The 14,132-nt window shown below is 44.0% G+C and carries 12 protein-coding genes; 8 read left to right on the forward strand and 4 right to left on the reverse strand.

Features of this window, described 5'->3' with window-relative positions:
• Positions 1-195 precede the first annotated feature (195 nt).
• Together rnt and pyrC are read right to left on the reverse strand one after the other, a co-directional pair.
• The gene (gene rnt, locus JZ784_RS08050; protein WP_035361767.1) at positions 196-855 is read right to left on the reverse strand and encodes a ribonuclease T; all 660 of its coding nucleotides are present in this window, start codon (positions 853-855) and stop codon (positions 196-198) included.
• The gene (gene pyrC / locus JZ784_RS08055; RefSeq protein ID WP_005008452.1) at positions 840-1,874 is read right to left on the reverse strand and encodes a dihydroorotase; all 1,035 of its coding nucleotides are present in this window, start codon (positions 1,872-1,874) and stop codon (positions 840-842) included. Before pyrC ends, rnt begins: the two co-directional genes overlap by 16 nt.
• Positions 1,875-2,025: 151 nt before the next feature.
• Here pyrC and JZ784_RS08060 point away from each other — a divergent pair, with 151 nt between their 5' ends.
• Positions 2,026-3,282, forward strand: coding sequence for a diguanylate cyclase (locus JZ784_RS08060; protein WP_346314480.1), 1,257 nt, complete (start codon positions 2,026-2,028; stop codon positions 3,280-3,282).
• A 161-nt stretch (positions 3,283-3,443) separates the two neighbouring features.
• Here JZ784_RS08060 and argG read toward each other — a convergent pair whose 3' ends face one another.
• Positions 3,444-4,787: an argininosuccinate synthase gene (gene argG, locus JZ784_RS08065; RefSeq protein ID WP_130147686.1), complete on the reverse strand. Its 1,344-nt coding sequence runs from the start codon at positions 4,785-4,787 to the stop codon at positions 3,444-3,446.
• Between the two features lie 126 nt (positions 4,788-4,913).
• Here argG and JZ784_RS08070 point away from each other — a divergent pair, with 126 nt between their 5' ends.
• Positions 4,914-5,165 (forward strand): hypothetical protein, encoded by a 252-nt coding sequence (locus JZ784_RS08070; protein WP_346314481.1) that lies wholly within the window; start codon positions 4,914-4,916, stop codon positions 5,163-5,165.
• A 310-nt stretch (positions 5,166-5,475) separates the two neighbouring features.
• Here JZ784_RS08070 and JZ784_RS08075 read toward each other — a convergent pair whose 3' ends face one another.
• On the reverse strand, positions 5,476-6,327 hold the full coding sequence (locus JZ784_RS08075) for a LysR family transcriptional regulator (protein WP_005008455.1): 852 nt from the start codon (positions 6,325-6,327) through the stop codon (positions 5,476-5,478).
• Between the two features lie 150 nt (positions 6,328-6,477).
• Here JZ784_RS08075 and JZ784_RS08080 point away from each other — a divergent pair, with 150 nt between their 5' ends.
• The 6 genes from JZ784_RS08080 (at position 6,478) to dld (ending at position 14,031) form a co-directional block, all read left to right on the forward strand.
• Complete coding sequence (locus JZ784_RS08080; RefSeq protein WP_346314482.1) at positions 6,478-7,395, forward strand: DMT family transporter; 918 nt, start codon at positions 6,478-6,480, stop codon at positions 7,393-7,395.
• 200 nt (positions 7,396-7,595) lie between these two features.
• A complete protein-coding gene (locus JZ784_RS08085; RefSeq protein WP_005008459.1) occupies positions 7,596-7,949 on the forward strand; it encodes a hypothetical protein in 354 nt (117 codons plus the stop codon).
• Between the two features lie 506 nt (positions 7,950-8,455).
• The gene (gene lldP, locus JZ784_RS08090; protein ID WP_219189850.1) at positions 8,456-10,126 is read left to right on the forward strand and encodes an L-lactate permease; all 1,671 of its coding nucleotides are present in this window, start codon (positions 8,456-8,458) and stop codon (positions 10,124-10,126) included.
• 61 nt (positions 10,127-10,187) lie between these two features.
• Complete coding sequence (lldR, locus tag JZ784_RS08095; RefSeq protein ID WP_346314483.1) at positions 10,188-10,931, forward strand: transcriptional regulator LldR; 744 nt, start codon at positions 10,188-10,190, stop codon at positions 10,929-10,931.
• A gap of 3 nt (positions 10,932-10,934) precedes the next feature.
• Complete coding sequence (lldD, locus tag JZ784_RS08100) at positions 10,935-12,089, forward strand: FMN-dependent L-lactate dehydrogenase LldD (protein WP_005008476.1); 1,155 nt, start codon at positions 10,935-10,937, stop codon at positions 12,087-12,089.
• A 244-nt stretch (positions 12,090-12,333) separates the two neighbouring features.
• Positions 12,334-14,031: a D-lactate dehydrogenase gene (gene dld, locus JZ784_RS08105; RefSeq protein WP_346314484.1), complete on the forward strand. Its 1,698-nt coding sequence runs from the start codon at positions 12,334-12,336 to the stop codon at positions 14,029-14,031.
• Positions 14,032-14,132: the final 101 nt, after the last annotated feature.

Here is a 14,132-nt window from a genome sequence, read left to right on the forward strand (position 1 = left end):
GATCGATTATCATTAACAATGTTAAATTAATCAATACAAATGAGACTTATTTTTAATACAAAAAAACGATTTTATTGAGAAGAAAAAACGATTAATCGAGGTTTTTATAAGGTCAAAAAAAAGCCCTGCTGGCTTAAAATTTGAACATATTAGGCATGTTGCCAGATTCAAATTTTAAGCCAGCAGGGGCGGAAATTATTTCTCAGCGCTTAGGATATCTAACAAACTTGGGCCAAGCTTGTTCAATATAAAGCAGAATAATTCAGCTGTTTTCTGTGTGTCATACAATGCAGAATGCGCTTCTTTGCCGTCAAATTCAATGCCAGCCTGAATGCAGGATTTAGCTAAAACAGTTTGGCCAAAAACTACAGCGCTTAAGGTGACAGTGTCAAAAACAGAAAAACTGTGGAACGGGTTCTGATTTTTGGTTCCTGTACGGGCAATGGCTGCCTGTACAAAGCCTAAATCAAAATGCGCATTGTGGCCCACTAAAATGGCATGTGTGCAGCCTTGCTGGCGGCGGACTTCATTGACTGATTTAAAAATGCGTTTCAATGCAGACTTTTCATCTTCAGCCATGGCCATCCGCATAGGATTAAACGGGTCTACGCCAATAAAGTCCAAAGACCTGCGGTCTAAGTTTGCGCCTTCAAATGGGTTAATATGCGCATGGTGCGCTTCGCCCGGCACAAATTTTCCTTCTGCATCATACACAATCGGTATGGCTGCAATTTCCAATAATGCATCGGTCTGTGAATTAAAGCCTGCGGTTTCAACATCAACAACGACAGGCAGGAATCCACGGAAACGCTGACCAATTACTGGTAGAGTTTCATCTGTCACACTTTTCTCCATTGAATGGTTTTACCCGCATGCAGCGGAATAATCTGTTCACCATCCAAATAGTCTAAACTTTCAGGAATCACTTGATCTTCTTTTACCAAAGTAATGGTATTGGTATTGCGCGGCAGGCCATAGAAGTCTGCGCCAAAATGGCTGGCAAAACCTTCCAGGCGTTCAATTTTTCCGACTTGATCAAATGCTTGAGCATACAGCTCAATTGCGTTAGGCGCACTATAGCACCCTGCGCAGCCGCATGCATTTTCTTTAGCATTTTTTGAGTGCGGCGCGCTGTCAGTCCCTAAGAAAAATTTAGGGCTGCCGCTGGTGGCGACTTCAAGCAGGGTTTGCTGATGCGTTTGGCGCTTTAAAATCGGCAGGCAGTAAAAATGCGGTTTAACGCCGCCCACCAGCATGTCATTGCGGTTAAACAATAAGTGCTGCGGTGTAATAGTGGCAGCCACATTGCGGTCATGCTCCAAGACAAAATGCGCAGCTTCGCTGGTGGTAATGTGTTCCAGCACCAATTTCAGTTTAGGAAACTGCTTTAAAAGCGGAGACAGCACTTCATCCAAAAAGCGCTTTTCACGGTCAAAAATATCGACATGGTTATGTGTAACTTCACCGTGCAGCAAAAGCGGCACTTGGTGCTCTTCCATTTGCTCAATGACGCCATAGACTTTACTGATGTCACTGACGCCGCTGTCAGAGTTCGTGGTTGCGCCGGCAGGATAAAGCTTGATCGCGTTGACGTGTTCAGACTGCTTGATTTTCAGCACTTCACTTGGCGCAGTATTATTGGTGAAATACAGCACCATGCGCGGATCAAAATTTACGCCTTCAGGCACATGCGCCATAATGCGTTCACGATAAGCATTTGCTTCTTCAACAGTTTTTACAGGCGGGACTAAGTTTGGCATGCAAATCGCGCGCGCAAACTGTTTGGCTAAATCTGGAACCGTGCGCTTTAAGGCTAAGCCGTCACGAAGGTGGGCATGCCAGTCATCTGGCTGAAGAATAGTAATCGAGTTCAAGGCGATTTCAAACTTGGAAATAAAATAGATAATAATGCAAAAAGTGTGAAAATGGTAACGCGTTTTAAAGACAAATGGCGTGTGTGATCTAAATAATTTGAAAAAATTGTGTTATTTTAAGGGCACTAAAATAATTAAATAAATCGTGGCAATGGAATACAAGTACAATCTTGCAAAATTGCAATATGATAAAGAAAAATTAGAAGAATTGATTGCACGCCAAAGCCGCCGTGTCGGACAGGTTTTTCCTAAAAAGCTGGAAACTCAATTTTGGATTACAAATTTAGACCGCGCCCGCGACAATATTAATCAATACGTCTGGATCGGGGTATTAACCTATTTTATTTTGACTTTGCTGATGATTCCTGGAGATTACTGGATCATTGAAAAAGCGTATTTCAGCCATGATTTTGTTCGCTGTTTAGCGGGATTGGTGAATGGCGCTTTGTGTCTAGGGCTACTCTATGTGTTTGCCCATTATAAAAAATTGAATCATTATTTCCCGTATGCCTCCATGGTTTTAGTGTTTTGGGCCGTGATTTCGATGTCGTGGCTGACCATGACCGTTTATACGCCGGCTTTAAAGCATCAAGCCATGATGATCATCTGCATGATTTACATCTTGGGCTATATTTTGACGGGCGTTAAGCCTGTGCATATGCTGATGACAGGCCTGATGGCGGCAATGGTTACAATGATGATGCTGTTTTCCCTGTATGTGAAGTTTGATGCCATGGTGATGGGGCGGGTGCTGATCGGCAGCTGCGTGCTGGGCTTTGTCATCAGCAAAATGCTTTGCGCGCGGGAACGGATGATTTTCCTCAGCATGCTGCGGGCGGATATCAGTGAGAAGATTCACCGCATACACACCACCGAGCTGCTGCACTTAAGCCAGCATGATGAACTGACTAAAATTTCCAACCGCCGGACCTTTGATGAAATGCTGGATACCTGCTATGAGCAGGCCAAGCGGGATGAAAGCGCCTTATCTATTTTATTCATCGATGTTGATCACTTTAAAAACTACAATGATTTTTATGGGCATCAAAAAGGCGATGATGTGATTTCATCCATTGCCAAGACCGTTAAAAATGCGATTCGGCACATGGACTTTGTTGCGCGTTATGGCGGTGAGGAGTTTGTGGTGCTCTTGCCTGAAACTGACGCGCATGGCGCGTACGCCGTTGCGTCTAATATTTATAAAGCTATTGACCGTTTGGAAATTCCGCATGCAAAATCCACCGTGTCCAGCCATGTGACGATCAGCCTAGGCATTACGGTGTTCCGCGGAGAAGAGCTGTCGAAAGAGGATTTGCTGTCTATCGCCGATCAAGCGCTGTACCGCGCTAAGCAGCTTGGCCGTAACCAAATCTATTATCAATCTATCCGATCTGCGCAAGTAGCTTAATTAGGCTTTCAGCTTTTCATTCTCAGCATTGATGCTGCCGATAATATTTGCAGCGGTTTAGGCAGAGGTTCAAATCGGGCGGGTAGCAGCAGATATTGCTGAAATTCTGCTGCCATTAAAAAACCGCTCATGTGAGCGGTTTTTTGACTGCAAACAAATAATTATTTGTTTTTATCTTTCAATTGCGGAACCGCTGAACCTGTACCAACAGCAAGCAAGCCAGCGCCAGTGTAGATGCCTAGTTTTGCGCGGGTATCTGTGATGTCTAAGTTGCGCATCGTCAATTGACCGATACGGTCAGCTGGACTAAACATAGAATCACCTTTCTCCATTGTCAAACGCTCAGCTTCATAAGTGAGGTTAGGAGATTCAGTGTTCATGATGGTGTAGTCATTGCCGCGGCGAAGTTCTAAAGTCACCGTACCTGTGACCGCTTTAGCAACCCAGCGCTGCGCAGTTTCACGAAGCATCAGCGCTTGAGAGTCGAACCAGCGGCCTTGGTAAAGAAGACGGCCTAAACGCAAACCGTTGATGCGGTATTGTTCAATGGTATCTTCGTTGTGAATACCGGTCACAAGACGCTCGTAAGCGATGTGAAGGAGCGCCATGCCCGGTGCTTCGTAGATGCCGCGGGATTTTGCTTCAATAATGCGGTTTTCGATTTGATCCGACATGCCCAGACCGTGACGGCCGCCGATACGGTTGGCTTCAAGAATGAATTCAACAGGATCTTCAATGCGTTTGCCGTTCAAGGCAACAGGGAAGCCTTCTTCAAAAGTCACAGAGACTTCTTCAGCTTTAACTTCTACGTCATCTTTCCAGAATGCAACGCCCATGATTGGGTCAACAATTTTGATGCCTGCATTGAGGTATTCAAGATCTTTTGCTTCGTGGGTCGCGCCCAGCATGTTCGAGTCAGTCGAATATGCTTTTTCTTTTGACATTTTGTAGTCAAAGCCATTGTCGATCAGGAACTGTGACATTTCTGCACGGCCGCCTAATTCGTCAATAAACGTTTGGTCTAGCCAAGGCTTATAAATTTTAAGCGCAGGGTTGGTTAATAGGCCGTAGCGGTAGAAACGCTCAATGTCGTTGCCTTTGTAAGTAGAGCCGTCACCCCAAATGTTAACGTCGTCTTCTTTCATTGCGGTAACAAGCATTGTGCCTGTAACTGCACGGCCTAATGGCGTTGTGTTGAAATACGGTACGCCGCCAGTAGAAATGTGGAACGCGCCGCATTGAATCGCCGCAATACCTTCAAGAGCAAGCTGTAAACGACAATCAACTAAGCGTGCTTTTACTGCGCCATACGCTTCCGCTTTACGTGGAATCGCATCGTAGTCGTCTTCATCAGGCTGACCCAAGTTTGCTGTATAAGCATAAGGTTCTGCGCCTTTTTGTTTCATCCACAAAAGAGCGGCTGAAGTATCTAGACCACCAGAGAAGGCAATACCAACTTTTTTGCCAACAGGGACATTCTGCAAGATAGTTGCATTATCAGTCATTGTTAATCCTAACGATATTAAAATAGGCACCTTAAAAGGGTGGCCCGAGAGAATATATATTTCTTCAATGATATCACTTTTTGGCGCATTTTTTTTCTGAAAAAATTCGGAATAGGCAAAAAAACAATGCGAAGAATAGATTTTATCGAAGAAATAGAACGAAACAGATGCAGTGCAGTAAAATTAGCTTATATACGCAGCATTAAATGCGGTATTTATAAAAAATTAGACCGCATTTATTGGGCTGAGCCTAATGCCGGGGATGCGGGTGCGGCGGGCAGCTCAATGCAGGATATAAAGCTGGCGAACTCGGCCGTATATGCGCTCAGAGGAAAAATAAAAAAAAGAGGCAATAACAATTGTCCAAAATCAGCTTAGCCGATAATTCAATCGCAAAAACTCAATGTCGGCCTGTTATCAATGCATTATGCAGCGGCCTGCTTATTCATTGCTGATATGATTGATATTGGATTTTTCAGCATCATTTGATGACAGTCAACCATGTGCCGCTTTGGGATATTTTATCGCGCGAATAATTCAAACGGCGCTTCAAGCATATGCCGCACAGCAAGTGCAGATGGAGCTCAAATCAGCACGATATTGATCTGCTTTTTGATCGCTTTTATTACTTGCGGCATTTCCAATAGGAACACTGTTTATTCGAAAGAAAAAAATACAGCAATCGCCCTCACAGCTGATCATTCAATCCCACAAACTGCTTCTCAATGGGCGTAAATACATGATCATTCCGTGCAATTAAATATAAACCGATATTGCGGTATTGTTCAGGCACTTCCATATAATATTGGATGTTAAATTTCTCGATCAGTGATTTGGCAATCATAGAAATACCCATGCCAAGCTGAGTAAATTGAATCAGCGCTTCATGATCAAAAATATGTGTTGTTTCGCCTTTTTTAATCTGATAATCAACACAAATTTGATCCAAGGTTGTGGAATAGCAGCATTGTTCCGAAGCTAAAAGAACATTTTGCTGATGAATGCAGTCAGCAACATTGTCATGGTTAATGACATTTTTCCCAATCAGCACCAGATGGTCATCCGCTTTGTGAATGTACTGCAGATTTTTCTGCTTCGGATGCCCCAGTACATAAGCAATATCCAAATTTCCCTGCACTATTTCATCTTCAATAAAGCCTGTCGCTCCTGTTTTCATGGTGATTGAGAGATCAGGATAAGTTTCATAAAGCTGGCTAAAAGAGGGGTAAAAACGCATGCCGCCTAAGCTGGTATTGGTGCCAAAGCGTAAGTATTTTTCTTGCTGATAAATTTTATTTTCAGTCTCTTCCCAAGTGAACATCATTTTTTTGTATTGCTGATAAAGATTGATGCCTGACTCAGTCAGTTCTACACCTTTAGGCTTGCGAATAAAAAGCTGACGGTCATAGTGATTTTCAATTTTTTTGATTTTAGCCGTCATATTGGATTGCAAATAATTAAGCTTGTGCGCGGCAGCAGTAATGCTTTTAAGCTCTGCTACAGTAACAAATGATTTGATATCACTCATATCGATATTCATTTTGCATCCTCAAGTATCGGTCCAGGCAGGGATCACCAATGACTCACCCAAGACATCAAAAAAAATGATGTATAGATTAAAACATAACATTATTCATGATGTCATTTATTATTTACACTGCTGGAACTTTCCATCTGTTGAGTGCAGCAAATGAATATTAAAGTTGTGAGTGCCATTGCCTTGCTCTGTCTGGTCTGGGGATCTTTATGGGGATTGGTCAAGCACAGCCTGCAAATTTTTCCGCCGTTTCTGTTTATTTCAATGCGTTTGATTTTGGCTGCATTGACGCTGATTGCTGTACAGCTGCTGCTGAAAAAGTCTGTGCTGCCTGCACAAGGGGAATGGAAACAGCTGATTGTTTCTAGTTTGATGATCTGCATCGGTTTCTATGCGACACAGATATTTGCCATGCAATTTGTAGATTCCGGTTTATCTGCTGTTCTGGTATTTACCATGCCGATTTTTATTGGCGTCTTGGCGCACTATATTTTGAAAGAGCGCTTAAATACGCAAAAAATCATTGGACTGCTGTGCGGGTCATTGGGTTTAGCCGCCATTCTATGGCCACAGCTGCACCACATGCATTTGAATTTAGCCTTAATTGGCCAAGGCTTTTTGATTCTGTCAGGATTCTTTTGGGCCATGACGACAGTTTACGTCAAACAGAATTTTGCAGCCTATGACAAAATGAAGCTGACGATTTGGCAAATGCTGATTGGCGGTTTCATCATTTTAATGGGCGCTTTGGCATTTGAACCCGTCGATTTTAAGGTGTGGCTCAATCCGCTGAATGACTCGATTCTGTTTTATATTGCGGTGATTGGGACCGGTTTTGCTTTTGCGCTCTGGAATTGGATTGTGAGCCAGGTCGATACTTTTGTCGCTTCAATTTCAGTGATGTGCATTCCAATACTGAGTTTATTTTTTGGGCATGTGCTGTGGCATGAACCGATCACAATCAATATTCTCATTGGAGCCGCTTTTATTTGTTCCGGCATTATTTTCAGTTCATTGAATTTTGCATCAAAACAGAATATTCGGCGCGCCGTGATGGAAAATCGGCATTAAATAGCAATGCGTTCATATTAAAGCGATACGTTGCTGATATATTTGTATTGGCAACTTCCGCAGATTCAAAAAATGAATAAATTTTTGAAGTATTGTTCTGGAAAAAAACATTTTTGATTATTTCGATTCATTGGGATTGAAAATAATCGAATGCTGAAAAATGTTCAGTGAAAAACACATCTCATAGGGGGAGACCTGTTATGGCAATGAATAATTTACCGCCCTTATATCCGCATCCAAAAAGCAAGAACGAAACCTTAAGCTTGGTGCATGGCATCTATGCAGGGCTGCTGTTTTGCGCATTGGCTATTGTCTGGTATTTGGAATATCAGCAAAGCACGATGCCTATGATTGAATTGGCGGTATTAACTGTGCTGATGCTGCTGATGTTTGGCTTTAATGTTTTGGCCTGCATTCAAGTTAAAAAGGGGAATAATGAAGGGCTGATTTTGTCACGGGTGATGGCTGTTCTTATGCTGCTGAGCTTTCCCGTTGGAACAGTGCTGGGACTGTTTTCACTGTGGAAAGCAACAGCAAAGCAATGGGAAAAGTAACAGCAAAAATTCTGCTTTTTATCTGAATGGATGTGCTCATTCAGTCAGAGGCTGACGCGCCTAAAATAATCTATCAACAGAATATTCATATTTTCAATATGCGGGGTAGCTAGATGGCTTCAAGCCTGATGTATAAATGGCGATCTATTGAGGCGGCGGGTTTGCAAGAACAGCCTCCCAAATTCTTGTTTTAGACTAAAGTATAATGTGAGCAGGGCCGAAATTTTCTGGTTCAATGAAAAATATTAAAAATTAAAGATTTAAATAATTTGATCTGAGTACCCTCCGCCTTAAAATCAAAGATAGAATTCCGTTTTTAAGAATAATATTGGTATGACCAATTTTAAATCATTAAATTAATAATTGATCTTTAATTCAACAAAAAGTACGATATTCTTGCTTGTGGTGATATATTTTTTATTTAATTAAATATTGGTCTTACCAATTATTGAGAAATAAGTGTTTGATCAGACCTCTTTTAATTTTCCTGAAAGCATTTCAAGGAGATGACAATGCTTCAACAGTGGCAACAGATTTATGATCCGATGGGGAATATCTGGGTTTCCAGTGCCATCGCGCTCATTCCAATTATCTTTTTCTTTTTAGCGCTTGCTGTGTTCCGCATGAAGGGAAGCGTTGCCGGCACGATAACTGTCGTGCTTGCATTATTGGTGGCTTTATTTGGCTATCAAATGCCTGCGCCGATGGCATTCGCTTCAATGATTTACGGATTCTTTTATGGTCTTTGGCCGATTGCCTGGATCATTATCGGTGCAGTATTCCTGTATAAAGTGTCTGTGAAAACAGGGCAGTTCGATATTATTCGTTCCTCAATCCTGTCCATCACTGAAGATCAGCGTCTGCAAATGCTATTCGTTGGTTTTGCATTTGGTACTTTCCTTGAAGGCGCGGCGGGCTTTGGCGCGCCTGTGGCGATTACGGCTGCGCTTTTAGTCGGTTTAGGCTTTAAACCGCTTTATGCTGCGGGTCTATGTTTGATTGTGAATACTGCGCCTGTTGCCTTTGGCGCGATGGGTATTCCTATTATTGTGGCGGGTCAGGTTTCAGGTGTTGAAACCATGGAAATCAGTCAGATGGTCGGCCGCCAATTGCCGTTTATGGTCATCATCGTGCTGTTCTGGATCATGGCGATCATGGACGGCTGGCGCGGCGTGAAAGAGACTTGGCCTGCGGTGATTGTGGGCGGCGGTTCTTTCGCATTGGCGCAATACTTAACGTCTAACTTTGTCGGTCCCGAACTTCCGGATATTACTGCGGCAATTGCATCCTTGATTTCATTGACTATTCTTTTGAAATTCTGGCAGCCAAAACATATCTTCCGTTTTGCTGATGAAGATGCCTCGATTGATGAAAATCTTGCAGCGCAAAAAGCGAAAAAATACAGCATTGGTCAAATTGCCAAAGCATGGTCGCCATTTGCCATCTTAACGGCAATGGTGACAATCTGGAGCGTAAAACCGTTTAAGGATTTATTCACCAAAGATGGCGCTTTGCATGACATGGTGATTTCGATCAAAGTGCCATTCTTGCATCAAATGATTCAAAAAATGCCGCCTGTGGTGCCTGAGATCAAGGACTACGATGCGATCTATAAATTTGACTGGTTCTCGGCAACGGGTACTGCGATTATGTTCGCGGCCATCATTACCATCATTTATTTAAAAATGAAGCCGAAAGACGCGATTGTGACTTTTGGTGAAACGGTCAATGAATTGAAAATTCCAATTTACTCAATTGGCATGGTGCTGGCTTTTGCATTTATCGCGAACTATTCAGGGATGTCTGCAACGCTTGCCTTGGCGCTTGCGCATACCGGTCAGGCATTTACATTCTTTTCTCCATTCTTGGGATGGCTAGGGGTGTTCTTGACGGGTTCAGATACCTCTGCCAATGCGCTGTTTGGTGCATTGCAGGCAACTACGGCACAGCAAATTGGCGTACCTGAAGTGTTGCTTGTAGCTGCCAATACCAGTGGCGGTGTCACAGGGAAAATGATTTCTCCTCAGTCAATTGCAATTGCCTGCGCAGCAGTAGGTTTAGTGGGTAAAGAGTCTGATTTGTTCCGTTTTACGGTAAAACACAGTATCTCATTTACTGTGATGATTGGTATCATCATCACATTACAAGCCTATGTGTTCCCATGGATGATTCCTTGATTTTTCAAATCATGAATCCTCATGCGGTTGCACAGACCTGATGCAAAACTGAGGAAAGCAGATGAAAGTCTCCGACAAAGTGGTACAAAACCTGCGCATGCTGATTGAAAAAAACAGTATGCAAGTCGGAGACCGTCTGCCTGCCGAACGTAAGCTCTGTGAGCAGCTCGGTGTATCCCGTTCCTCTTTGAGAGAGGCCATTTCGCAACTGACCAGTACGGGCATGCTGGTCAGCAAAGTTGGGGCGGGGACTTATTTGCAGCAATTGCCTGCAAACTGGTCGCAAAATCAGATTGTCGAACCTTTAAGTAATCTGATCGATGAAGATCCTGCCTATCGTTTTGATGTGCAGGAAGCGCGGATGATTCTGGAAGGTGGAACAGCGTGGTATGCGGCACAGCGGGCAACGCCTCAGGACCTTGAAAAAATCCGCTATTGTTATGATCAGATTAGCTATTTTCAAGTTTTGGGCGATGATGATCAAGCCTCGATGGCAGATGCAGAGTTTCATCTGGCCATCGCAGAAGCGTCTCATAATCTGGTTTTGATTCAGATGATGCGCAGCTTGTTTGATTTGCTGCAATTTAATGTCGTTTTAGGGCGTCGTAAAGTCTATACCGAAGCCCGCCGTTATGATCAGTTGCGTGATCAGCACCTACAGGTGATGGATGCAATTGAACGTCGTGATCCCGAGGCTGCACGCGCTGCAGTCTGTGGACATATCGAATTTGTAGTACAGCAGGTACGGATGATTGATGAGGAAGAAGCCCGTCGTCAGCGTGCAAGCCGATTGAACAGGATATAAAACATGATTATTTCTTCTGCAAATGACTACCGTGAAGCCGCGCGACGTCGTTTACCGCCATTTTTATTCCATTACATCGATGGTGGGGCGTATTCGGAATACACCTTAAAACGCAATGTGGAAGATTTATCAAAAATTGCGTTAAGACAGCGTGTTTTAAATGACATGTCTCAGCTCAGTTTAGAAACAAAATTGTTTGATGAAACCTTGTCGATGCCTGTTGCATTGTCACCTGTGGGTTTAACAGGCATGTATGCGCGCCGCGGTGAAGTGCAAGCCGCCGTTGCAGCAGATAAGAAGGGCATTCCTTTTACGCTATCCACTGTTTCAGTCTGTCCGATTGAAGAAGTTGCACCTGCAATCAACCGTCCGATGTGGTTTCAGCTGTATGTGCTGCGTGACCGCGGCTTTATGAAAAATGCCTTGGAGCGCGCCAAAGCTGCCGGCTGTTCTACCTTGGTATTTACCGTGGATATGCCTGTACCGGGTGCGCGTTACCGCGATGCGCACTCAGGCATGAGTGGTCCAAATGCGGCCATGCGCCGTTATATGCAGTCGTGTTTCCACCCGCATTGGGCATGGAATGTCGGCATGATGGGACGTCCGCATGACTTGGGCAATATTTCTAAATACTTAGGCAAGCCAACGGGTCTTGAAGACTATATCGGCTGGCTGGGAAATAACTTTGACCCATCGATTTCATGGAAAGACCTTGAGTGGATCCGTGAGTTCTGGGATGGCCCAATGGTAATCAAGGGTATTCTTGATCCTGAAGATGCCAAAGATGCGGTACGTTTTGGTGCAGATGGCATCGTGGTGTCGAATCACGGCGGCCGTCAGCTGGATGGCGTATTGTCTTCTGCTCGTGCTTTGCCACCAATTGCAGATGCTGTGAAAGGCGATATTAAAATCCTTGCGGACTCTGGTATTCGCAATGGTTTGGATGTCGTGCGTATGCTGGCATTGGGTGCGGATACCTGCATGTTGGGTCGCGCATTTGTCTATGCTTTGGGTGCTGCAGGCGGTGAAGGCGTTTCGAATCTGCTGGATTTGATTGATAAAGAAATGCGTGTGGCGATGACGTTGACGGGCGCGAAAACCATTGCAGATATTACGTCTGATTGTTTGGTGAAGTTAGAGAAAGAGTTGGCTGAATAATTACTTTTGATAGTGAATCTCTCCCTTTTGTAAAAGTGGGAAATGTTATTTGATTTAAATAGCAATACTCCTTCTCCCTGTGGGAGAAGGTTGGGATGAGGGGAGGAGTTTATTCCTTCATTTAATTGAAAAGTACCTCTCCCTAAGCCTCACTTGCGCTGAGTTTTAAAGCAGTGCTTTAAAACACGCTCAGGAGAGGGAACTATCCAATTCAGGTATTGAAAAAAATAGAAGACATACGACCATGACTACCCAACCATCTCCACATCAAACCATTCAAAACCTCATCAACATCGTCGGCAAACAGCACGTTTTGACCGATGCCAATGACACGCGTCTGTATCGTCAAGGTCGCCGTTACGGTTCAGGGCATGTCTTGGCCGTGGTTGTGCCGGGAACTTTGCTGGAACAATGGCAAGTGCTGAAAACGGCAGTAGATGCAGATTGCATCGTGATTATGCAGGCGGCCAATACAGGCTTAACAGGGGGGTCAACACCATTTGGCGATGATTATGACCGTCCTGTGATTTTGATGAGCACCCGTCGTTTGGCTGGCATACAAGTGATTAATGAAGGCAAGCAAGTGATTTGCTTGCCGGGTGCAACGCTAGACAAGCTTGAAAAAGATTTGGCGCAATTCAATCGTGAACCGCACTCGGTGATTGGTTCATCCTGTATTGGCGCATCGGTTTTGGGCGGCGTGTGCAATAACTCAGGCGGGGCATTGGTGCGCCGCGGTCCTGCCTATACGGAGCTTGCACTGTATGCGCAAGTCAATTCATCAGGTGAATTGGAGCTGGTCAATCATTTAGGGGTCAATCTGGGCAATACGCCTGAAGAAATCCTCACAGCGCTGGAAAATAAAAACTATCAAATCAATGACATTGTGAATAATTCAAGCTGCTGTGCATCAGACCAGCGCTATTCACATGACGTAAAGCAAGTTGATGAAAATACGCCTGCACGCTTTAATGCCGATCCAAGCCGCTTATTTGAAGCGTCGGGTTCTGCGGGTAAAGTGTGTGTCTTTGCCGTTCGCTTAGATACCTTTGAAAAGATTCCAAGTCAGGTGTTTTATGTGGGAACCAATTCACATGATGATTTGACGGAAATCCGCCGCTTTTTGCTGAAAGATTTGCCGCGCTTGCCGATTGCAGGCGAGTATATTCATCGTGTCGCTTATGACATTGGTGCAGAATACGGCAAAGACACCTTTATGTTTATTGAGAAATTCGGTACGGCAAAAGTGCCGGCTGCATTTGCCATGAAAGATAAAGTCGATGGCTATTTGGAAAAACTTCATTTACGCGGTTTGTCGGATAAAGTCTTGCAGCTGGTGACTAAATTTTTGCCGAATCATTTGCCGAAACGCATGAATGAATTCCGTGATTTGTATGAGCATCATTTGGTGATTCGTATTGAGAATCAGGATGTGGATCAGGTTGAACGTTATTTAAAAGATTATTTCAGCAATCGAAATTCAGGTAGCTCTTTCAAATGCAGCGATGAGGAAGGGCGTAAGGCATTTCTGCACCGTTTTGCGGTAGCAGGCGCTGCAATCCGTTACCGTGATACACACCGTTCGGAAGTGGAAGACATTGTGGCACTGGATATTGCGCTGCGCCGTAATGACCGTGAATGGGTGGAAACTTTACCGAAAGCCATGGATGAGCAAATTATCCATAAATTGTATTATGGGCATTTCCTGTGCCATGTGTTCCATCAGGATTATATTGTCAAAAAAGGCGTAGACCCGTTGGCGATGGAACATGAAATGTGGCATTTGCTGGATGACCGTGGCGCTGAATATCCTGCAGAGCATAATGTCGGGCATTTATATGTGGCGAAACCTGCGCTGAAAAATCATTATCAAAAGCTGGATCCGACCAATAGCTTTAATGTCGGGATTGGACAAACCAGCAAGCTCAAACATTGGAAATAGCAGCCTGCAGCGTGGCTGCGTCTCTTGAAGCTTGTTTGATAAAAAGCCCATCATTTTAATGATGGGCTTTTTGTTTAAATGTTCCATGTCATCGATTTGAC

The sequence above is a fragment of the Acinetobacter sp. CWB-B33 genome (assembly GCF_039655955.1).
In the GTDB taxonomy this organism is placed as follows: Bacteria; Pseudomonadota; Gammaproteobacteria; order Pseudomonadales; family Moraxellaceae; genus Acinetobacter; species Acinetobacter bouvetii.

Coding starts and splice junctions, on each gene's coding strand:
- rnt (WP_035361767.1), bottom strand. CDS start 855: ATGGAGAAAAGTGTGACAGATGAAACTCTACCAGTAATTGGTCAGCGT.
- JZ784_RS08060 (WP_346314480.1), top strand. CDS start 2,026: ATGGAATACAAGTACAATCTTGCAAAATTGCAATATGATAAAGAAAAA.
- argG (WP_130147686.1), bottom strand. CDS start 4,787: ATGACTGATAATGCAACTATCTTGCAGAATGTCCCTGTTGGCAAAAAA.
- JZ784_RS08070 (WP_346314481.1), top strand. CDS start 4,914: ATGCGAAGAATAGATTTTATCGAAGAAATAGAACGAAACAGATGCAGT.
- JZ784_RS08075 (WP_005008455.1), bottom strand. CDS start 6,327: ATGAATATCGATATGAGTGATATCAAATCATTTGTTACTGTAGCAGAG.
- JZ784_RS08080 (WP_346314482.1), top strand. CDS start 6,478: ATGAATATTAAAGTTGTGAGTGCCATTGCCTTGCTCTGTCTGGTCTGG.
- JZ784_RS08085 (WP_005008459.1), top strand. CDS start 7,596: ATGGCAATGAATAATTTACCGCCCTTATATCCGCATCCAAAAAGCAAG.
- lldP (WP_219189850.1), top strand. CDS start 8,456: ATGACAATGCTTCAACAGTGGCAACAGATTTATGATCCGATGGGGAAT.
- lldR (WP_346314483.1), top strand. CDS start 10,188: ATGAAAGTCTCCGACAAAGTGGTACAAAACCTGCGCATGCTGATTGAA.
- lldD (WP_005008476.1), top strand. CDS start 10,935: ATGATTATTTCTTCTGCAAATGACTACCGTGAAGCCGCGCGACGTCGT.
- dld (WP_346314484.1), top strand. CDS start 12,334: ATGACTACCCAACCATCTCCACATCAAACCATTCAAAACCTCATCAAC.